We start from the raw sequence: 21,505 nt of genomic DNA on the forward strand, positions 1-21,505 counted from the left end.
GATCTTTCATTCATTCCATGTCTGCTTCATTTTTTGCATCAACTGATATGAAGTGTGTTGTGGGGGCGTGATTTTCAAGGAACTGAGTGATTAAAGATTGGCTGAGGTCTTTCATTCTTTCAGAAAAAATGGATTTCTCATCTTAATACCGTCGATCAGCTGGATGATTTCAGGATCATTCCCATTATATGCCAGAAAATGGCTGCGCAGATCATAATCCATAAATACTGAGTATTCGAGATAAGCGCGATGGGACTTCTGATCAGAAATTCTGGCTGTCAGACTCTCTATCTCTGCCTGCTCTTTTTTGTTTCTCAGCGTCTTATGGCTTAATGTTTTGAGCATATCTGAATTGTCAGCAATACTGCGTTCAGTTTCTAAAAACTGGCTTATAAAATTATCAAAGGCCAACCTGGAAGCCAGCTCTTTATCTTGAGAATGTTGGTCTAAACCACGCTGAGCCATGTTTGTTCCAGTTTATGAGACAGTCTTTCTTTTCTCAGATGTCATTAATAGGCAAAGAATAAGAACTGCATAAGCTGCCATATCTACCCAGACTGCCAGAAAGAAAGGTGACAAGGCAAATTCAAGGGAGATGAGGGCAATTGCGCCCAGTACGAGATTAATGGCTCGCAGTTCTGAAGGAATTTTGCCGACGATCATAGCCAGAAGCAGGGCTTTCGTTCCTAAGAGCAGTGGATTGAAGGCTATTCCGAACTGTACATATGAAAAAGCGCTGAGAGAGCCCGCTGCTGTCAGGACAATCAAGAACAATATGAAAGCTCTGGCTTTGTTATCATGCAGTGAACGGATCAGTGTTTTAACCTGATCAAGCTTTTTCAGGGTAAAAGCCGTCATTGCGAGCATTGCAATGATCATCGCGAGGCCAAATGCGGGAACAGAAATACTATACCCCCCGATTGTCATGAGGGGCATAGGTGAAAAAAGCCTTGCAGGTAACCAGCTTGGACCCATTGTGCCGGTGCTGGGGAAGCCGAAAAGGGCCATCATGATGAAGGTCAGAAGCAGAAGCCATGGCATGCTGACCGATACAAAAGTGCTTTCTGTCGATTTCAGGCTGCGTGCATAAAGGATAATTGCGCAACCGCCATTGATAATACCAGCTGTCAGGGCAAGGCTCAGGGCAATAGGAGATTGGTTTCCTGTTGTCAGTAAGGCGCCCAGAGTTGCTGCAATGGCTCCGGATATTCCATAAAAAGCATGGGGCGTCACGACGGTGAAGAGACTGGCCACAAGAAGGAATAACCCTGCCAGACCTGCCAGAAAGGCAGCCTTTGTAGCAACACTCAAAATCCACTCAAGAATGTGCGCCATAAAGCTTTTGAAGCCAAACTGTGTCGTTTCCTGATCTGCTGTCACAGCTCGTGAGGCTGTATCACTCTTATCAAGATAAAACCTTTTCAGCATAAACAGATTTGTTTCAGAAACAGGGCCATACTCTGTTTCAACAGAAGACAAGTCACTTTTGAAGAATGGTGATTTTTCAGCGCTGAAACGGCAGGTTACGTATCTGCTGAATGTATGTTTTGCCTGCGGATAGATGGCATCATAATCAATGCGGATAATGCGGGAGAAAGAAGTGGTCGTAACACGCTGGACGTGGATTTGGGCCTCTCCGTCATTGATTGCAACGATTGAACGCTCGCAGATGCGTAAGTCATCTGCCCGCTCGGTTGCTGACCAGCCAAAGAGCACGGCCAGGGCTGTAATAAAGAAGCTGAGCCAAAATATACGGCGGTTACTTTTCAATCTTCTGCTGCCCGTTGATGTTTATGAGGGGCTAGAGGCGCCCCTCTTTTAGCATTCTTGCAATACGGGGGGCATAGTAAGTCAGGATACCATCTGCACCCGCACGCTTGAAAGCTATGAGACTTTCAACCATTGCCTTCTCTCCATCTATCCAGCCATTCCGGGCGGCCGCTTCAATCATCGCGTATTCCCCCGAGACCTGATAGGCAAAGGTTGGCATACCAAATGTGTCTTTGATACGCCGGATAATGTCAAGGTAGGGCAGGCCGGGTTTAATCATCACCATATCCGCACCTTCATCGATATCCATTGCCGTCTCGCGTATGGCTTCATCAGAATTTGCCGGATCCATCTGGTAGGTTTTCTTGTCACCTGTCAGGACTGTCTGTGTGCCGATGGCATCCCTGAACGGGCCATAGAAAGCTGATGCATATTTTGCTGCGTAGGACATGATCTGGACATTTTCAAAACCCTGAGCATCAAGACCTTGGCGGATTGCACCGACGCGGCCATCCATCATGTCAGACGGGGCGATAATATCTGCCCCAGCTTCTGCCTGAAGTAAGGCCTGTTGAACCAGAAGTGCAACCGTTTCATCATTCAGGACTATCTCACCATCAAGCAAACCATCATGTCCATGGCTGGTATAGGGGTCGAGGGCAACATCACAGATGATACCAATATCGGGAACAGCCTTTTTGATTGCAGAGATCGTCCGGCAGATCAGATTGTTCGGCTTCAGGGCTTCTGAGCCCGTTGTATCCCGCAAACTGGGGGACACGTATGGGAAAAGTGCAATTGCCGGAATAGAGAGTTGAGCTGCTTTCTCGGCCTCAATCACAGCCTGATCTATGCTGTAGCGTTCGACCGCAGGCATTGATGCAACCGGTTGTCTGACGTTCTCACCTTCAATGATAAATAATGGCCAGATTAAATCTGCTGCATTCAGCCTGTGCTCTCTGACAAGATTTCTTGACCATTCTTGTTTTCTGTTGCGTCTAAGGCGATGGGAAAGGTGAAGGGATGTCTGTTCGTATGATTTAAGCATTGTTGTTGGTCTTCGTGTTTTATACGGTAACAACAAATATAGAGGCTTATTTGAAAATGACAGTTCGGCTAAGGTTGAAGTGAACCATAGACAGGATGATAGCATCGATATCATTGCGAACTGCGGAAAGAATGTCTAAACCGATGTATCTGATCAGTTACGGCAGGAGATTGGTACAATGAGCATGGCTCCAGAAGTTATCTGCGAAAAGAAGGGATCTGTTGGTGTTATCACCCTGAACAGACCTCGGGCATTGAATGCTTTATCGCGCGATATGGTTCAGGGCATGTCTGTTGCTCTTGCTGAATGGAAAGACGATCCGGCTATCAAGGCTGTTATTGTCAAAGGTGCGGGTGAGAAAGCATTCTGTGCTGGTGGCGATGTGCGCACACTGCGTGAATACTGCCTTGCAGGAATGCGTGAGGAAGCTCTCGATTTCTGGTATGAAGAATACATTCTCAATACGCAGATACACCGCTTTCCCAAACCATATATTTCGCTGATTGGCGGTATTGTGATGGGTGGCGGTGTTGGCGTCTCCATCCACGGCTCTTATCGTGTTGCAGGCGACAATTACCTGTTTGCAATGCCGGAAGTTGGGATTGGATTCTTCCCGGATGTGGGGGCGGCCTATCCATTGTCCCGCGTGAAATCCCAGTTTGGAACCTATCTTGCCATTACGGGTGACCGCGTGAAGCGAGATGATGCGATTTATCTGGGGCTGGCAACGCATGCTGTTGCAACAAGTGATTTCGATAATATTGAGCAGAAGCTTGCTGATGGCGAGGATGTCGACACTGTCCTGGCAGAATATGCCGTTAAGGTTCAGCCATCTCATCTCGCTGAACAGGAAACATTTATCTCAGAAACTTTCTCAGCAGAAACCGTTATTGAGATCATTAATCGTGTTCGTAATGCTGCGGAGCACTCTGAGTTTGCGCAGCACCTGCTCAAGTGTTTTGAGGGCAAGTCTCCAACCAGTATGTGTGTTTCTCTCGAACAGATGCGCCGTGCTGCAAAGCTTGATTTTGATGGTGTCATGGAAATGGACTATCGCCTTTCTTGTCGCTTATGTGAATTAGGGCAGGACTTTTTTGAAGGCGTTCGTGCCGTACTGGTTGATAAAGATAACTGGCCACGCTGGAGCCCGGCAAAACTGGAAGACGTAAAGCCAGAGGTTGTTTCGGCATATTTTGAGCCGCTTGCATCAAAAGAATTCAAGGCGCCCTAATGTTTGGTTTCCTGCAAAAACAGAAAGAAAAGATTGGCAGTGCAAGTGATGCTCTGCGCACGGCTGCGGAAAGTTCTTCGTTTATCCGCTGGCATACAGTGCTCACAATATTTGCTCGTATTGTCGCTCTTCTGTGGCTTATGAAGGGACTTGCAGGGTGGAGCGCCATGATTGGTGTGCTGGGCGATGGCGGTGATTTTGTCAGTCGCAGTATTCAGTTCCAGTCAACTGTCATTTACTTCTCAACGATTGATGTGATTGCAGCTGTTGGTTTGTGGATGATCTCGGCCTGGGGCGGAGTTGTCTGGCTGATCGCGGTGATGAGCTATATCGTTATTGCCACGCTGTTTCCCGGTATGCTGGCGATGGGGCCATGGATTGCATGGACGCTCGGCTTTCTTGTGCTGGCCTATCTGTCTTTGATGTGGCTTGGGGCGCGGGAAGATAACCGCTAAGCTGGTATCTCTTCCTTGTATAACAGTTGAGCTTTCATGATCTGCCATAAATTTGCCTATTCATTCTCGTTTTGAATACTTTTCCTTAAGGGATATCTGGCATTTTACTCGGCATGATCGGGTCCAGAATTGTTAAGGGCCCTTAGTAACAGGTTTCAAAAGACTGAAAGCTTGATGATGTTTTCTCGGATTTCTCTTCTTTCCGGCGCGATTTTTATGGCTTGTGCCGCAACAACCGGTGTCTCTGCGCAGCAGATAGCTGCTGATGATCAGGTTGAATGGCAGCAGAATTATGATTCTGCCGTGCGTATGCGCGTACCACGCTCTGTAACACCAATTCTTTCCCAGCAGGCACTGAATGCTACTGAAGAAATGATTTCACGTTACCGGGATCTCGTGGCCCGTGGTGGTTGGCAGCAGATGCGCATTGCAACAAATCTGCGCGTTGGCTCGCGCAGTCAGGATGTTTCGGCTCTGCGCCAGCGTCTGATTGCCAGTGGAGACCTTGATCCATCCGTTGGTAATTCACCGGTTTACGACTCCTACGTTGAAGCAGGTGTTCGCCGTTTTCAGGCACGTCATGGTTTGAATACGACGGGGCAGATGAACGCTGCTACTTTGCAGGCTATGAACGTACCTGCTGATATCCGCCTGAAGCAGCTGGAAATCAACGTTGTCCGTCTGCGTTCCTATTCGGGTGATCTGGGCAATCGTTATGTTATCGTCAATATTCCGGCAGCTGTTGTTGAAACGGTTGAGGGTGGAGCTGTTCAGAGTCGCCATGCGGCCGGTGTCGGTAAGGCCGACCGTCAGTCTCCGATCATGAATGCCAAAATTACCCAGATCAACTTTAACCCGTTCTGGACTGTCCCTGCCTCTATCATTCGGAAGGATTTGATTCCGAAGATGCAGAAAGATCCAAGCTATCTGACAGATAACAAGATCCGCATCTATAATAAGTCCGGGCAGGAACTGCAGCCGCAGCAGGTAAACTGGCACTCAAACGAGGCCACAAACTATATGTTCCGTCAGGATCCGGGTGGGGATATCAACTCCATGGGGTTCGTCCGTATCAATATTCCAAACCCTTATGGCGTTTATATGCACGATACACCTGCTAAAGGTGTGTTCGGTGATGACTACCGCTTCGTCTCTTCTGGCTGTGTTCGTCTTCAGAACGTTCGTGACTACATTCAGTGGCTGTTGAAAGAAACACCCGGCTGGGGCCGTCCTGAGATTGAACAGACCTTTGCATCTGGTGCCCGTAAGGATGCAACCCTGCGCTCACCGGTCAATGTTTACTGGACCTATATTACAGCCTGGGCAACGCCAGATGGCTTGGTACAGTTCCGTGGTGATATTTATAGTCGTGACGGTCTTGGCAAGCTTGTGCCAGTCGCCAGCGATGAACCGGTTCCGCCACAGGAAGAGAACTTCTACAATTAAGCAGTGCCCTGCAGTTATAAAAACAAGGTCGCCATTGGCGGCCTTTTTTATTTCAGGAGTTTCTTTGCCCTTGGAATATGTTGGGCGGCTTCTGATAACATGCTAATGCTGATGAACCGCATTGTGGGGTAATAGGTTTATGGTACGGCTTTCTCTTGCGAAAGGGGCGGCGGTTGGTTATCTGATGTTAGGATTTATAAAGAACGGGAATGTCTTCCTGCTCCATAGACGTTGATAGAGGGATCATTATGGCTGGCGAAGGTAACAATCATCTGTCGAATAGCTTCTTTTCTGCAAGCCTTGCAGATCAGGACCCTGAAATTGCAAAAGCCATTAATCAGGAACTCGGTCGCCAGCGTGATGAAATCGAACTGATTGCTTCAGAAAATATTGTTTCCCGCGCTGTTCTTGAAGCTCAGGGCTCTATCATGACCAACAAATACGCGGAGGGCTATCCGGGCCGTCGCTATTATGGTGGTTGCCAGTTTGTCGATATTGCTGAAAACCTCGCTATTCAACGCGCTTGTCAGATATTTGGTGCCCAGTTTGCCAATGTTCAGCCAAACTCCGGTAGTCAGGCCAATCAGGCTGTGTTCATGGCTCTGATGAAGCCGGGTGATACATTCATGGGCCTCGATCTGGCCTGTGGTGGCCACCTGACACATGGTTCTGCCGTTAACATGTCCGGTAAGTGGTTCAATGTCGTGTCTTATAAGGTGCGTCCTGAAGACCAGATTATCGATATGGATGAGGTTGCAAAGCTTGCACATGAGCATAAGCCAAAGGTCATTGTTGCCGGTGGCTCTGCCTATTCACGTTTCTGGGATTTCGCACGTTTCCGCGAAATTGCCGATGAAGTCGGTGCTCACTTCATGGTCGATATTGCGCATTTTGCCGGGCTGGTTGCCGGTGGTGTTCACCCATCACCATTCCCGCATGCTCACGTTGTAACGACCACAACGCACAAGACGCTTCGCGGCCCACGCGGCGGCATGATCCTCACGAATGATGAGGAGCTTGCCAAGAAGATCAACTCTGCCATCTTCCCGGGCCTGCAGGGCGGCCCGCTTATGCATGTGATTGCCGCTAAAGCTGTCGCTTTTGGCGAAGCGCTGCGTCCTGAGTTCAAGGCTTATGCGCAGGCTGTTGTTGATAATGCCAAGGCTCTGTCTGAAAGCCTTGCCCATGGCGGTCTTGATCTTGTTGCAGGCGGTACAGACAACCATCTGATGCTTGTGGATCTCCGCAAGAAGAAGATTACCGGTAAGGCTGCTGAAGCTGCCCTTGGTCGTGCGCATATTACCTGTAACAAAAATGGTATTCCGTTTGATCCTGAAAAGCCATTCGTTACATCCGGTATTCGTGTTGGCTCACCTGCTGTCACGACACGTGGTTTCGGTGTTGCTGAAATGCGTGAAGTTGGGCGTATGATTGTTGAGGTTCTCGATGGTCTGCGTGACAACGGTGAAGAACAGAATACCAATGTTGAAGCAAGCATTCGGGTCCAGGTTCAGGCTCTGACCCAGCGCTTCCCGATTTATGGCTGAGGTTTGATATGCGCTGTCCGTTCTGCGGTGGGCTAGATACGCAGGTTAAAGACTCACGACCGACGGATGATTCCGCATCCATTCGTCGGCGTCGTGTCTGCCCTGATTGTGGTGGCCGGTTCACGACTTTTGAGCGCGTGCAACTGCGTGAGCTTATTGTCGTCAAACGTTCCGGACGGCGTGAATTGTTTGAGCGTGAAAAGCTGGAAAAATCAATTGAGGTTGCTCTTCGCAAACGCTCAGTCGATATGGAACGCGTTGAGCGCATGATCAATGGTATTGTTCGCCAGCTCGAAAGCCAGAGTGAGGGCGAGGTTTCCAGCGAGCAGGTTGGTGAACTGATTATGGAAGGGCTGAAAGGCCTTGATGATGTCGCCTACGTTCGCTTTGCTTCTGTTTATAAGAACTTTGAAGAGGCCAGCGATTTTCGCAATTTCCTTGGAGAGCTTGGAAAAACAGTAGCGAAAGAGGGCGTTGGCGGGGATGGTAGTATCCGGAAAAAATAATGGCCCGATATTCTGCTTCTCATATCTCTGGAAATATAACTGAAGCAGATTATGGCTTCATGGCAGCCGCTATTGCCATGGGATACAGAAATCTAGGATTAGCAAGGCCAAATCCCTCTGTTGGGGCTGTCATTGTTACTCAGACAGCTGAGGGACCGGTGATTGTCTCACAAGGTGTAACAGCCGCTGGTGGCCGCCCTCATGCCGAGCGGCAGGCACTGGATATTGCGGGTGAACGTGCCCGAGGAGCAACCCTTTATGTAACGCTGGAGCCTTGCTCCCATATTGGGCGTGACACGCCCTGTGCAGATGCGATTGTGGCATCGGGCATCAAGCGTGTAGTTGCTGGTATCCTTGACCCTGATACACGCGTTGCCGGCCATGGCTTTGAACGTCTGCGTCAGGCGGGTATTGAAGTTGTAACAGGTGTACTTGCTGATGAGGCCGCCAAACTGCATCGTGGACACCTGACCCGCGTATTAAAACACCGCCCGGCCATCACGTTAAAGCTTGCGCGTACGCAGGATGGTTTTGCAGGCAGCGGAACAGCTGAACGCCTGATGATCACAGGTGAGCTGGCAAATTCATATACACATATGATGCGCGCCCACAGTGATGGCATTCTGGTCGGGGTTAATACGGTCAATGCTGATGATCCGCGTCTTGATGTACGCCTCAATGGTATGGCAAATCGCTCTCCCATACGTGTTGTCCTTGATGGCCAATTAAGAATTAATCCTGACAGTTATCTTGTTAAAACGGCATCACATCTGCCAACCTGGATTGTTTCAGCGGAAGGGCCGGGAACTTCAAAACATGATGTTTTGTGCCGCTGTGGATGTGAAGTTATTACGGTTGGGACAGGTCAGGATGGTCATCTCGATCTGAATGAGGCGATGTCTCACCTGGCAGATTATGGCTTATCGACAATACTTTGTGAAGGTGGGCCAACGATTGCTTCTGCTTTAGCTGAGAATGATCTGTTAGATGAAATTGTTCTGGTGACAGGCAGCACTGTCTTCGGTCATGAAGGCTTGTTAGCATTCCAGCCATCACTTGATGCTGCTTTAGCTTCAAACTTCAATTTAAAGAACACAATACCGGCTGGACTTGATGTCTTTGCCTTTTACGAGAAAGCTTACTGATATGTTTACTGGGCTTGTTTCAGATGTTGGAACTGTCGTTTCTGTGACAGAAAGCGATAAACTGCGCCGTATTCGTATTGAAAGCGCCTATGACCCTTCAACAATCCTGATGGGGGCATCCATTGCCTGTAGCGGCCCATGTCTGACAGTTGTTGCTTTTGGTGAGCAGGAAGGCGGTTGCTGGTTTGAAGTTGATGCTGCAGCTGAGACTTTGGCCAAGACAACAGTCAATGAATGGGCAGTTGGGCGCCATCTTAATCTTGAGCGCTCACTGAAGATTGGTGATGAGCTTGGTGGTCATATTGTGACTGGCCATGTTGACGGTGTCGGCCAGATTGTCTCACGCCGTATGGTGACAGATGCTGATAACCCTTGGGGTGAAACAGCTGAATTCACTATTGCCGTGCCAAAAGAGCTTGCTCGCTTTATCGCGACAAAGGGCTCAGTTTGTCTTGATGGTACATCGCTGACAGTCAATAGCGTTGATGGCAATAAGCTTACAGTTCTACTCATCCCTCATACCCTGACAGTAACAACATGGGGTGAGCGTAAGGAGGGCGATTCAATCAATGTGGAAGTTGATCTGATGGCCCGTTATGCAGCCCGACTGACTGAGAAGATATAAGAAAAGAATAGAAACTACATTTTAGCAGACGGTTTGGGGAAGAATGTCTGAGATAGACTCGCCATTGGCGCAAGAAGGAAAGCCTTTGCCTTTTGGCGGTTTTCTTATTTTTGTATGTATTTGGTTTGCTCTGAATATCTTTGGTTTTGTAATCAATGCATATTACATTTTTGAATATTTGAGCCTTGGATATCTGAATATATTCTTTGATTCTGACTACCGGGGCATAGAGAATTTGTTTCATGCATTTGATTTTATCAATAGCATAATTGATACCTTTTTCTTGTGTTGTTTTTTATATGTTTTGAGGTTTTTTCTTCAAAAGAAACGTGTCTTCGTTTATTATTATAAAAATTATATAATTTGCTATTGTATTTATATTTTCTTGTCCCTGATTGTTTATATGTATCTTTCTTATCTTTTTCCTGATCTGGCACGCGAACAGCTTGATGGAAACTGGAGCTTGGTTACTTGGCAAATTACAAGCTCAATTATAATTTCTCTCGCGATGCTGGCTGATATTTTAATCTGCATCTACATCACTCGCTCAAAGCGTTGTAAGGCTACTTTTATTCGTCGGTAAATTTACCTCGAATATGGTCACTAAAGCTTGCAAAGCTAATGAATTAAAAGAAAAGGCTCAGACCTGATAACAGGTTCTGAGCCTCATTTATCATCTCTTCAATTATGAACCTGTATTGAGCACAGGCTGGGCGCCTCGGTCGGAGACAATAGCGACCATCAGGTTGTTGACCAGCTGGAGGCGGTGCTCGTCTCCCAGTTTCAGAACGCCATCTTTTTCAAGCTTCTCGATTGCCAGGCATGTCATACCGACAGCGCCTTCAACGATGGTCTGGCGTGCAGACAGGATGGCTTTTGCCTGCTGGCGTTGCAGCATTGCGCTGGCAATTTCAGTGGCATAGGCGAGGTGGGTCAGACGGGATTCCATAACCTCGACACCGGCAACGGCCAAACGAGCTTGCAGTTCTTCCGTCAATTCACGGGATACATCTTCAGCATTACCACGCAGGGTTTTGTCTGTGTCCGAGAATGAATCATACGGATATTGTGTTGCGACATGGCGGATTGCTGCTTCACTTTGAACAGCAACGAAGTCTTCGTAATATTCGACGTCGAAAGCAGCTTTGGCTGTATCAATCACACGGAAAACAACAACGGCTGCGATTTCAATCGGGTTGCCATCAATATCATTGACCTTGAGTGTCGAGCTGTTGAAGTTGCGAACACGCAGCGAAATGACACTTTTCTGAGTGAAGGGCACTGTCAGAAACAGGCCGCTTTTGCGGATGGTGCCAAGATAACGACCAAAGAAAATAATAACCTTACCCTGATTTGGCTGCACAACCGTCAGTGAGGTCAGTAACAGCAGGGCAAGAGCTATAAAGACAGGCCAGCGCAGAAGCGAGAGCCAGTCCATGCTTTTGCTGCTAAAAGTGTTCAGCAGATTAGGTGTCGAGGCTGCAAGGTAAATTTGATAGAAGCAGTACCCCAGAGCAATGATGATCAGTATGATGCCCAGATAACCGTTTATGGCGAGTGCCCGTTTTTCTTTCACGTTTTTCTCCCGTGATTACGAATAAAATATCACGTGGCTAAATACGTCCGATATTATGTTTACGCAAGTTTGCAGCCTTTCTTATAAGGTTCTTTCCAGCCATTCCACGTGTTCTTCATCCTATGGAAATGAATGTTGACGCAAGATGCTGTACTTCGATTTTATAGGGCTGCCCCCTTCCGCTTCACGCCAAATCAGGTTAGATCAAAAGCGTAGAATTTAATGACGGCTGGTTTTGCCGTTGGAGAGTGTAAATGGCATCGATGAATCATGCTCCAGTACCGGTCAGGATTGTACCTGGAGCGCGTGTTCTTGTTGTAGAAGCGCGGTATTATGAAGACCTGTCCAACGCATTACTGGATGGAGCTTCCAAGGCGCTACAGCATGCGCAGGTCGAATATAATGTTCTGACCGTTTCCGGAGCGCTGGAAATCCCGTCAATGATCGCGATTGCCCTTGATGCAGCTGAGAAGGCTGGGAAGCCCTATGATGCCGCTGTTGCTCTTGGCACGGTTATCCGTGGGGAAACAACCCATTATGATCTGGTCTCGGAAGAAAGCTGCCGTGGCATCATGAATCTGACGGTTGATCGCAAGTTCCCGATTGGTAACGGTATTATTACGGTTGAGAACGACGAGCAGGCGTGGGATCGTGCCTCTCCTGAGCGTCAGGACAAGGGCGGCGGTGCTGCCCGCGCTGCTTTACTTGTTCTGGCTATTAAACGTGATCTGGAGAAGGCAGGCGTATGAGTAAGACATCTGAACGTTCCGCTGCCCGCCTTGCCGCTGTGCAGGCACTTTACCAGATGGATGTGTCTGGTAAGGGCGTCATTGATGCTTTTGCTGAATTTGAGACTTTCTGGATTGGTAAGGAAGTGGAGGGGATCACGCTTCCGCAGGCTGAGAGTGAGTTTTTCCGCTCTATCATTTCTGGTGTTGTCAAAGAGCAGCGCACAATCGATTTGAAGGTTGATGCTGTCTTGGAGGCAAGCTGGCCGCTGAAACGCATTGAGCTTGTTCTGCGCGCAATCTTGCGCGCTGGTGCATGGGAAATGATGTTCCGTAAGGATGTCCCGGCTCTTGTCGTCATCAGTGAGTATGTGGATGTTGCCCATGCCTTCTATGAAGATGATGAGCCCGGGCTGGTGAATGCAGTTCTGGATTCCATCGGTTCAGAAGTTCGTACGGCTGAAATGGAAAAGGCAAGAGAGCGTCGCGCTACAAAGAAGTAATTATATATCAGAGCGTTACACCGATTTCCGGAATCTTCTGTTTTACTTGAAGAACCGGATTAGAAAACCGGAGAGGGGCTATGAGCGGAAATTTATCGGAACATGGATTGATCAATGCCCTGTTTGCGCCGCTTGCTGCTCCCGGTGGGTTGGGGCTTCTTGATGATGCGGCCCTTCTGAAACCATCACCCGGTTATGAAATAGTCATGACGGTTGATGCCATTGTTTCCGGTGTCCATTTTCTGCATGACGATAACCCCGGTGATGTTGCCTGCAAGGCTTTAGGCGTTAATCTCTCTGATCTTGCCGCCAAGGGGGCGGAGCCATTAGGTTTTCTGCTGTCGCTTGGGGTAAATGATGCCTGGTCTCAGGATTGGATTGCGACCTTTGCCCGTGGGTTAGGGGCTGTCTCAACCCAATGGCGCTGCCCGCTATATGGTGGTGATACCGTTCGTGCTGTTGGAGCGCCATTCATTTCAATTACAGCACTTGGTGAGGTTCCTGAAGGCAAGATGGTACGCCGGAATGGGGCCAATGTCGGTGACTATATCTGCGTTTCAGGCACAATTGGTGATGCTGCTCTTGGCCTGTTTCTCGCGAGAGGTGATGAGCCTGCGTGGGCAACCTCATTGAGTAATGCTGACTGGCAGCTTCTTATTATGCGCTATCACAGGCCCCAGCCGCGTATTGCTCTGGCACCCTTCGTTCGTAACTATGCAACGGCTGCTATGGATCTCTCAGATGGCCTGATTGGCGATATGGAGAAACTGCTGAAAGCCAGCGGTGTTTCGGCTGAAGTGACGCTGGAGAATGTGCCCTTGTCACAAGCCGCTCGCAATGCACTTTCTAATGATGCCACCTGCCTTGACACTATCATGTGTGGTGGTGACGATTATGAAATTCTCTGCACCGTTTCACCGGCCTCATACACAAAGGTTGTCACGACAGCGGCAGCGGCTGGTGTCGAATTTCACCGTATTGGTACTGTGACCGAAGGGCAGGAAACACCAAGCTATTCCTACAACGGTAAACCTGTTCAATTTGCCAAACCAAGTTTCAGCCATTTTTGATATTGCATACTAAATGGGCTGTTTATCTATATGCTATGGAAAAATAACATCGATGTCGGTAGGGCGAGATGAAACACTTTATACTCTCATTCTTAGTTCTTTTACTCTCGTCTCCCGTAAACGCTGATACGCTTTCTGAACAGGAAAAAACTGAAATATACAAAGGCGTTAGGAATTCTATTGAAGCGGTAGTTAATCTTGATAGTAAGAAAGCAATCAAGATAATGAGCCCACGTGAATTAGAAATAGTTCACCGTGGCGATACAAGCCGCCTTGAGGCGGGTTGGGCTTTTGCAAAAAGCCTTCATAAGAATATGGGCTCTCGTTATGAGATTGCACGTATAGGTGAAATCTCAAAGTTATATCTGATTGATGGAGTTTCTATTCGTACTATCCCGTATCAAACTTTACGAATAGATAAATACGGTGATGTGTTTATGACAGTTGGTTATGTTGCTGCTTATAAAGAAAAGGAAGGTAAGTGGGAGTTCATAAAAGATGCCTACGATTCCGTTCCCTTTAATCAAACATTCCAGAAATTATTGCCAGAGCTGCCTGATGGCGCAAAACCATATTTTGGTGATGTTGGAAAATGGTATGCATCAATTATTCCACTATTGCGTCACTTTATCTATCCTCGGAATATTGTTTTTGAAACAAAACCATAAAACCATATATAATATTTAATGGAGAAATATATACTAATATGCTCCAGTTGTTATAATCAAACCAGTACTAATTCAGGCTATTTCAGAACTTAGCTATTGGGTATTTTCCCCCTGAAATAGGGGATTAGAATGAAAACACTTATTGCTTCTGTTTGCTTGGTCTCATTCGTATTGGCAGGATGTAGACCTATCATTGATGTTAGTGGGAGTAACCGTAATCTTGCTAAGATGGATAGGGGGCTTCTTGATGAAAGTCTGGCCGAAGGGCAGGCGTGCTTTCATAAGGGTTATACCCGCTACGTTGATATATTGGGCTGCTATAACAAAGCAGAGAGCAAGACAGTGGTGCTCTACCGCAATGGGGATCTGGATATTCTGCATAATAAGCTCAAGTGGCGTATGGAGATTGCACAGGCACGTGATAGCGGGCGCATTACCACTCAGCAGGCTATGCAACAACTCAACAAGCTGCACCTTGATGCGGATGCCGAGTTGAAGCGTCGGGAAAGCTTATCTCAAGGCCCCAAGCCTGCTGTTAATAAGAAAGTCAGCCAGCCTCGTACGCAACCCCATAAGACTGATTATTCCGGAAACCTGAATTTCCCGGATTAAGGGAAAAGGGGATGATAGGGTTTCTCATAGTACGTTTATGAATTTCATTCATAATTGTTATAGCGTCTCCTCCTGTTAAATCCTCACGTAAGTTTCTTTATAACTCAGGCAACGAAGGCTAAATGTTATGAAGAAGTCATTTAATCTTGGAGCGTTGGCTATTTCTGTGTGCATTGAAATTGTTGCAATGGGCACACTCTCGCGTGATGTTTCTGCGACTTCAGGAGAGGCCAGCAGGACGAAACAGGGGGAATACGTGCGCGTACGTATGATCATTGGCAAGAATGAACTGGTTGCCGCTTTGGAAGATAATGCTTCCACACGGGACTTTATTTCCCTTTTGCCGCTTGAGCTAAAGCTCGAAGATTATGCTTCGAAAGAAAAAATTGCTTATCTACCCCGTAAAATCACCACTGCAGGTGCCCCATCCGGTATGACGCCCGTTGCTGGTGACATTACTTATTTTGCCCCATGGGGCAATCTTGCCATGTTCTATCATGGTGACGGCTATGCCAATGGCTTGGTGAAACTGGGTAGAATAGAAGGTGATATCCAAATACTGCAGCGTGCCCCAACGGGGATAATCCGGCTTGAAAAACTTGGGCAGTAATCTCTCGTTATTAAGCGCTTCCTAATTGATTTGGGTCGTTTTCTTGAAAAAAAACGACTGAAAGTGGGCAATTTGAGTTTAAAAAACTCATCTTTTCTTCAGTTTGAACAGTAAAAAACCCTCTAAAAACATGATGTTAATAGAGGGTCGGTTCTAGCAGGACTCAGTTTGCGGGCCAAGCACAACGAACGCGGCAAACGGTACTCAGATATCTACGTTCTAGCAGGACTCAGTTTGCGGGCCAAGCACAACAAACGAACGGCGTTAACGAATATAACCCTGAGTTCTAGCAGGACTCAGTTTGCGGGCCAAGCACAACAGAGACATGCGCACGAGGAGACGGAAATGGTTCTAGCAGGACTCAGTTTGTGGGCCAAGCATATCAACCTATCCTTCAGATTTTCTGAAATCGTTAATTTTTTTTATTGAACTCATTGTTTTTGTTTTGTTTTTTATTTTATAAATTTACGATATAAGAAAGTAATTTACATTATGGAAATATTTGCTATTGTCCCAATGTTCACGAGAATAGAAAGGAGGTTGGGATGGAAACTAATTTTACAATAATTGATATTTTACCACTTCTTTTATGCTGCTTGGCAGTCCGGCATTTTGTCATTAAATGTCGTATTAAAATATAGTCTTTCGCTAATACGCAATGCATTGCGTTACGGTATAAGAGTTGTGTTAGGCCCGTTCGTTCCTAGCTAGAATAGCCCCTCATGCCTTAGATGGGGGGCTTTAATCTCAGAAAAGTAAAAAGGCGGACCGGAGCCCGCCTTTATTCGATGGTATGAACCTTGTTAATGTAGGGCCCACATCCTGTTCCTGCTAGAATAAAAATATTCTATAGTATAGATTGCTCTTTTGCAAGCATTTGCGCCATGGTTATGACTATCAATTTGGGGGAGTTCAAATGGGGCTTCGGTTTTCTTTTGATATGGGAACGAACTCAATTGGTTGGGCAGTCTGGCGAACGGGGCTCGATGAGCTTGGCGTTTTTGGTAAGGATGCCCCAAAGGAACTTCTGCAAAGCGGTGTGCGAATTTTCAAGGATGGGCGCAACCCAAAAGATGGCTCTTCGCTTGCTGAAATGAGACGTATTCCCCGTCAGGCGCGTCGCCGGCGAGATCGATTTGTCCAACGTCGAGACAACCTCCTCAAGGCACTGATTGCTGAGGGCTTTATGCCTGAGCAGGAGCTTGAACGAAAACAGCTTGCAAGCCTTGATCCTTATCTGCTTAGGGCAAAAGGTCTGAATGAGCCTTTAACGGCTTCTGAAATGGGCCGCATTCTCTTTCACATTAATCAAAGGCGTGGTTTTAAATCCAACCGCAAGGCTGACCGCAAGAATTCTGAAAATGGTGTGATTGCTGAAGGTGCAAAGCGTTTAACACAGGCTTTGATTGAACAGGGAAGCCGTACATATGGTGAGTTTCTCTGGACACGGCAGCGCGGACAAGGGGGAGACTCATCACGCCCACGGGATCCAGAGCGTTTGCCAACCCGTATTCGCATGGATGGTCAGGGAGCTTCCGCTCTGTATGAGTTTTATCCCACACGTGAAATGATGCTGCATGAATTTCATACATTGTGGGGTATTCAGCAAAGCTATAATCCTGCCGTTTTTAAAAGTGATTTGAGAGAAAAAATTGAAAAAATTATTTTTTACCAAAGGCCATTAAAGCCACCGAAAATAGGTCGATGTACGTTTGTCTCTGAAGACTTCCGTACGCCAAAAGCACTTCCGTCTGTTCAGGAACGTGAAATGCTGGAACGCTTAAATCATATCAGGTTACTCGATGCTGCCGGTTATGAGCGTCCCCTCACATTGCAGGAGCGGGATGTTTTAGCCAGTGCCTTGCGTAATACGGATAAAATGACCTTTAAGGGATTACGCAAGGGGCTGAAACTTGGTGGTGATATTCGGATAAATTTTGAAGAGACGGGTGAAAAGCATCTTTCAGGCTGTGTGACAAACAAGATTTTGTCTAAGCCAGACCATTTCGGCCCCCGTTGGAATACATTGCCATTGGAAGATAAAGATGCTTTCATCACTAAGCTGTTACAGGCAGATGATGATGATGCCCTGATCATCCAGCTGATGAAAGAATATGGCCTTGATCATGAGCATGCAGAGGCCTGTGCGACAATCCCTCTGCCAGAAGGTTATTCGCGGCTTGGTTCAACCGCTAATACGGCAATTCTGGATGCTTTGACACATGAGGTCGATGAACGGGGTTTTGTTATCTCTTATGCGGAAGCGGTCAAACGTGCTGGCTGGCATCACTCCGATGAAAGAACAGGCGAGATATGGCAACGCTTACCCTATTATGGGCAAGTACTACAACGTCATATCATCCCGGGTTCCATGGATCCTATAGACAAGAAAAAGGATAAAGCTGCTTATTGGGGCCGTATTTCAAATCCAACCGTCCATATCGGGCTAAACCAGTTGAGGCGGCTTGTTAATGCACTCATTATTAAATTCGGCCATCCGGATCAGGTTGTGATCGAACTGGCACGTGAGTTTAAGTTAAGCCAGCGGCAAAAAGAAGAGCTGCAAAAGACAAACAGGCGTAACCGCGATGCCAATGAGGCACGTCGGAAGCGTATGGAAGGCTTTGCCGAATTTACTGGGGCAAATATGTCCCGTATGAAGTTGTTCGAAGCACAGATGGTGGATGGAGTGGTGCAATGCCCGTTCTCGGGACGGGTAATACCCTTAAGCAAACTCTATACGTCGGAAATTGAAATAGAACATATTCTGCCTTGGTCGCGTACATTGGATGATGGCAACGCCAACAAGGTATTATGCTATCGCGATATGAACCGTATTAAACGCGGTAAGTCTCCTTTTGAGGCTTTTGGTAACGAACCGCAATGGCCTGATATTCTTGCAAGAGCGGCGGCCTTGCCAAAGGAGAAACGCTGGCGGTTCTACCCTGATGCAATGGATGTTTTTACCAAGAAGGGTGATTTTCTGGATCGTCAGCTTAATGAGACGCAATATCTTTCCCGTCTTGCCAAAACTTACCTTGGATGCATTTGTGACCCAACACAGGTTTACGTTACGCCCGGGCGTCTGATCGGTCTACTGCGTGGCAAATGGGGGCTGAATGGACTTCTCGGTAATGATAACCAGAAGAACCGAACTGATCATCGACACCATGCCATTGATGCCATTGTTATCGGTGCCATGACACGGGGTATTTTGCAGACAGTAGCAAGGGAAGCGGGTAAAGCGGAGCAGCAGGAACATGGTAATATTATCGGCCGAATACCCGAGCCTTTTGATAATTTCCGGCATCATATTCGTGAATCAGTTGAGAGCATAACGGTTTCTCATAAGTCAGAGCAGGGAAAATCCGGTGCTTTGCATGAAGATACTGCTTACGGTTTCATACATAGCCCGGCTGAAGCCGCTGAGATTGGGAATCTTGTCCGTCGTAAACCGCTCGTTGATTTAACGGCTGGTGAAGTTGACCGTATCCGTGACCCTAAACACCGATTGGCTCTGCAGGAGAGGCTGGCTGGTCTGCGGGATGCAAAGGGGAAAGTGCGGGATTCGAAAGAATTGATGGATATACTTAAGGCATATGCTGCGGAAAATGGTATTCGCCGTATCCGAATTGGAAAAGAAGATAAGAGCGCATATCCAATAAAAGATAAAAAGTCTCACGAGGTTTATAAGGCCGTTATCCCTGGTGAAAACCATCATATCGACGTTGTTCAGATGCGCGATGGAAAATGGGAGTGCTTTGCTGCCAGTATCTTTGAGGTTAATCAAAAGGATTGGCGTCCATTGTGGGAGCGTGAAAAGCTGGGTGGAAAGCTGGTCATGCGTCTCCATAAGGGAGACATGGTGCAGATTCAGGATGCCGATGGTAGTTTATGTATTAAAACTGTTATTCGGCTTCAACCAAGCTCAAATACCATCAGGCTGGTCCCTCATAATGAAGGTGGGGTTTTTGAGCAACGTCACAATGATGATGCCGATTCTTTCCGTTGGGATTTTGCAAGTATTTCAAGGCTTAAGGAACGGCAGTGTCATAAAATTAAAGTTGATGTTTTGGGAGATTACAACCTTCCATAAACAGATATCATGATCGGGGCTTAAAGCATGGAGGAGTATTTCTATGCTGGGACAGATCGTAGAGGTTACAGGTGAGGGGCGACATCTTTCGTTAGAGCGTGGCTTTTTAAAAATATCTATGGGATCAGATGTCTTAGGTAAGGTTCCACTCGATGATATAGAGGCTGTTATTGTTGCGCATCCGGCTGCAAGCCTGACGACGCAGGTGCTTGCAGCATTAGCGCAACGTAGCGTCCCAGTTGTCATAAGTAACGAAGCTTTTCGACCGTGTTCTTGTTTATTGCCAATTGATGGACATTTTGCCCAGGGTAAAAGAATAGAGGCACAGGCTGAGGTTTCACTACCTGTGCGGAAAAGATTATGGGCTGATATCATCAAAGCTAAAATCAAAGCTCAAGCCGCTGCCTTGGAACATACCGGCAAAGATGCAAGCCTGTTTTACACTATGAGCAATGCCGTGCGCTCAGGTGATGTTGATAATCTGGAGGCACAGGCTGCTCGTCGCTATTTTCCTGAAATGTTCGGGAAAAACTTTTACCGTTATCGTGACGGAGGCGGAGTTAACGCTGCCCTCAATTATGGTTATACTGTTTTACGTGCTGCAACTGCCCGTGCAATTGTTGCAAATGGCTTACATCCCTCTCTTTCGCTTAAACATCAGTCTGCTGGTGAAGCATTGAGACTGGCGGATGACCTTATGGAGCCATTTCGGCCTGCTGTAGATATTATTGCTTATCAAATGTCTCAGGTTGAGGATTTCAGTGAGCTTGATGTCAATATGAAGCGCCAGCTCTCAGCTGTACTTCACGCAGACTATGAGACTGAAGACGCGCTTTCGCCTCTCTCAAATGTATTGAACCGGATGTGCTCTTCTCTGGCTCAGGTATTTACCGGAGAACGCGCTAAAATATGGCTTCCTGTTTCCTCTATTCCAGTTTCAGAAAAAGATGAGGCATTTATGGATTAGCCGTATGTCGAAATTTATCGCATTATCGGGGTATAGAATTTTGTGGGTTATGGCGCTTTTTGATTTACCTGTTTTGACAAAAGCGGAGCGAAAACGCGCTACAAAATTTCGAGCCTACTTACTGGATGAAGGTTTCTCGATGATGCAGTTTTCCTGCTACCTGCGTTTTACTGCTGGCAAGGAGCAGGCCGAGGCTCTTACGCGCCGTATCGGCAGAGCCGTTCCGAAAGCCGGAAAAGTGGATGTAATCTGGTTTACCGATAAACAATACGAAGGTATTCAAAGCTACCGAGGCCAAACAGATACCGAGCGCCCTTCAAAGCCAGATCAGCTACTTCTATTTTGAAAAAAATGACTGAAAGTAAGCTATTTTTACTTAGAAAAGTTCATTTTTTCTTGAGTTTAAACAGTAAAAAACCCTCTAAAAACATAACGTTAATAGAGGGTCGGTTCTAGCAGGACTCAGTTTGCGGGCCAAGCACAACTCAAAAGCATGGCTTATCTTTTCTTGGGCGGTTCTAGCAGGACTCAGTTTGCGGGCCAAGCACAACATCAGAGAAAGAGCTAAAATCAGGCTACCTGTTCTAGCAGGACTCAGTTTGCGGGCCAAGCACAACCCTCAATATTGGCAACCATTCCAACGTTATGTTCTAGCAGGACTCAGTTTGCGGGCCAAGCACAACTATGGAAATAGGAAGAAGCACTGATAGCATGTTCTAGCAGGACTCAGTTTGCGGGCCAAGCACAACATGGCAGTCACTATCTCCATGTAGATCTTTGTTCTAGCAGGACTCAGTTTGCGGGCCAAGCACAACCGCCAAGAATTATAAGAACATGCCCCGGAAGTTCTAGCAGGACTGAGTTTGCGGGCCAAGCACAACAGGTCGATGAAGTGCATAAAA

At 47.1% G+C, this 21,505-nt stretch carries 21 protein-coding genes and 1 CRISPR repeat array; of the genes, 17 read left to right on the top strand and 4 right to left on the bottom strand.

The annotated features are described in order from the left end of the window. Positions 1-111: 111 nt before the first annotated feature. Genes WJT86_RS06040 through hemB form a run of 3 tightly spaced genes read right to left on the bottom strand, consistent with a single transcriptional unit; the run spans position 112 to position 2,818 of the window. Positions 112-465, bottom strand: a complete 354-nt coding sequence (locus tag WJT86_RS06040; RefSeq protein ID WP_346336626.1) for a hypothetical protein — start codon at positions 463-465, stop codon at positions 112-114. A gap of 12 nt (positions 466-477) precedes the next feature. Then, a complete protein-coding gene (locus WJT86_RS06045) occupies positions 478-1,770 on the bottom strand; it encodes a hypothetical protein (protein ID WP_346336627.1) in 1,293 nt (430 codons plus the stop codon). A 31-nt stretch (positions 1,771-1,801) separates the two neighbouring features. After that, positions 1,802-2,818 carry a porphobilinogen synthase gene (gene hemB, locus WJT86_RS06050; protein WP_346336628.1) on the bottom strand — a complete coding sequence of 339 codons (1,017 nt, stop codon included), beginning with the start codon at positions 2,816-2,818 and terminating at the stop codon, positions 1,802-1,804. A gap of 178 nt (positions 2,819-2,996) precedes the next feature. Here hemB and WJT86_RS06055 point away from each other — a divergent pair, with 178 nt between their 5' ends. The 8 genes from WJT86_RS06055 (at position 2,997) to WJT86_RS06090 (ending at position 10,356) form a co-directional block, all read left to right on the top strand. Next, positions 2,997-4,049 (top strand): enoyl-CoA hydratase/isomerase family protein, encoded by a 1,053-nt coding sequence (locus tag WJT86_RS06055; RefSeq protein ID WP_346336629.1) that lies wholly within the window; start codon positions 2,997-2,999, stop codon positions 4,047-4,049. Continuing rightward, positions 4,049-4,504 (top strand): DUF6163 family protein, encoded by a 456-nt coding sequence (locus WJT86_RS06060; protein WP_346336630.1) that lies wholly within the window; start codon positions 4,049-4,051, stop codon positions 4,502-4,504. Before WJT86_RS06055 ends, WJT86_RS06060 begins: the two co-directional genes overlap by 1 nt. A gap of 177 nt (positions 4,505-4,681) precedes the next feature. Continuing rightward, positions 4,682-5,950, top strand: coding sequence for a L,D-transpeptidase family protein (locus WJT86_RS06065; RefSeq protein WP_407066928.1), 1,269 nt, complete (start codon positions 4,682-4,684; stop codon positions 5,948-5,950). 248 nt (positions 5,951-6,198) lie between these two features. Further along, positions 6,199-7,497 (top strand): serine hydroxymethyltransferase, encoded by a 1,299-nt coding sequence (gene glyA / locus WJT86_RS06070; RefSeq protein WP_346337056.1) that lies wholly within the window; start codon positions 6,199-6,201, stop codon positions 7,495-7,497. Positions 7,498-7,505: 8 nt separating this feature from the next. Next, positions 7,506-8,003 (top strand): transcriptional regulator NrdR, encoded by a 498-nt coding sequence (nrdR, locus tag WJT86_RS06075; protein ID WP_346336631.1) that lies wholly within the window; start codon positions 7,506-7,508, stop codon positions 8,001-8,003. Next, on the top strand, positions 8,003-9,148 hold the full coding sequence (ribD, locus tag WJT86_RS06080) for a bifunctional diaminohydroxyphosphoribosylaminopyrimidine deaminase/5-amino-6-(5-phosphoribosylamino)uracil reductase RibD (protein ID WP_346336632.1): 1,146 nt from the start codon (positions 8,003-8,005) through the stop codon (positions 9,146-9,148). The genes nrdR and ribD overlap by 1 nt, the downstream gene beginning before the upstream one ends. Position 9,149: 1 nt before the next feature. Continuing rightward, complete coding sequence (locus WJT86_RS06085) at positions 9,150-9,773, top strand: riboflavin synthase (RefSeq protein ID WP_346336633.1); 624 nt, start codon at positions 9,150-9,152, stop codon at positions 9,771-9,773. Between the two features lie 43 nt (positions 9,774-9,816). Then, complete coding sequence (locus tag WJT86_RS06090) at positions 9,817-10,356, top strand: DUF2569 family protein (protein ID WP_346336634.1); 540 nt, start codon at positions 9,817-9,819, stop codon at positions 10,354-10,356. A 102-nt stretch (positions 10,357-10,458) separates the two neighbouring features. On the opposite strand, the gene WJT86_RS06095 is transcribed toward WJT86_RS06090, so the two are convergent. After that, positions 10,459-11,349: an SPFH domain-containing protein gene (locus WJT86_RS06095; RefSeq protein ID WP_346336635.1), complete on the bottom strand. Its 891-nt coding sequence runs from the start codon at positions 11,347-11,349 to the stop codon at positions 10,459-10,461. A gap of 254 nt (positions 11,350-11,603) precedes the next feature. Between WJT86_RS06095 and ribH the strand changes: the two genes are divergently transcribed. From ribH to cas2, 9 genes are all read left to right on the top strand, one after another. Next, positions 11,604-12,098, top strand: a complete 495-nt coding sequence (gene ribH, locus WJT86_RS06100) for a 6,7-dimethyl-8-ribityllumazine synthase (protein ID WP_346336636.1) — start codon at positions 11,604-11,606, stop codon at positions 12,096-12,098. Next, the gene (gene nusB, locus WJT86_RS06105) at positions 12,095-12,580 is read left to right on the top strand and encodes a transcription antitermination factor NusB (RefSeq protein WP_346336637.1); all 486 of its coding nucleotides are present in this window, start codon (positions 12,095-12,097) and stop codon (positions 12,578-12,580) included. The genes ribH and nusB overlap by 4 nt, the downstream gene beginning before the upstream one ends. 80 nt (positions 12,581-12,660) lie before the next feature. After that, positions 12,661-13,650 carry a thiamine-phosphate kinase gene (thiL, locus tag WJT86_RS06110; protein WP_346336638.1) on the top strand — a complete coding sequence of 330 codons (990 nt, stop codon included), beginning with the start codon at positions 12,661-12,663 and terminating at the stop codon, positions 13,648-13,650. Positions 13,651-13,718: 68 nt separating this feature from the next. Beyond that, a complete protein-coding gene (locus WJT86_RS06115) occupies positions 13,719-14,318 on the top strand; it encodes a hypothetical protein (RefSeq protein WP_346336639.1) in 600 nt (199 codons plus the stop codon). 129 nt (positions 14,319-14,447) lie between these two features. Further along, a complete protein-coding gene (locus WJT86_RS06120; RefSeq protein ID WP_346336640.1) occupies positions 14,448-14,930 on the top strand; it encodes a hypothetical protein in 483 nt (160 codons plus the stop codon). Positions 14,931-15,057: 127 nt separating this feature from the next. Next, the gene (locus WJT86_RS06125; RefSeq protein ID WP_346336641.1) at positions 15,058-15,540 is read left to right on the top strand and encodes a cyclophilin-like fold protein; all 483 of its coding nucleotides are present in this window, start codon (positions 15,058-15,060) and stop codon (positions 15,538-15,540) included. A 916-nt stretch (positions 15,541-16,456) separates the two neighbouring features. Further along, positions 16,457-19,636: a type II CRISPR RNA-guided endonuclease Cas9 gene (gene cas9, locus WJT86_RS06130; RefSeq protein WP_346336642.1), complete on the top strand. Its 3,180-nt coding sequence runs from the start codon at positions 16,457-16,459 to the stop codon at positions 19,634-19,636. A gap of 43 nt (positions 19,637-19,679) precedes the next feature. Continuing rightward, the gene (cas1, locus tag WJT86_RS06135; protein ID WP_346336643.1) at positions 19,680-20,603 is read left to right on the top strand and encodes a type II CRISPR-associated endonuclease Cas1; all 924 of its coding nucleotides are present in this window, start codon (positions 19,680-19,682) and stop codon (positions 20,601-20,603) included. A 4-nt stretch (positions 20,604-20,607) separates the two neighbouring features. Continuing rightward, positions 20,608-20,949 carry a CRISPR-associated endonuclease Cas2 gene (gene cas2 / locus WJT86_RS06140; RefSeq protein ID WP_346336644.1) on the top strand — a complete coding sequence of 114 codons (342 nt, stop codon included), beginning with the start codon at positions 20,608-20,610 and terminating at the stop codon, positions 20,947-20,949. Between the two features lie 103 nt (positions 20,950-21,052). Then, a CRISPR array of direct repeats spans positions 21,053-21,484; the repeat unit is 36 nt; unit sequence GTTCTAGCAGGACTCAGTTTGCGGGCCAAGCACAAC. Positions 21,485-21,505 lie beyond the last annotated feature (21 nt).

The sequence above is a fragment of the Hohaiivirga grylli genome, from assembly GCF_039655745.1.
Classification (GTDB): domain Bacteria; phylum Pseudomonadota; class Alphaproteobacteria; order Rhizobiales; family Beijerinckiaceae; genus Hohaiivirga; species Hohaiivirga grylli.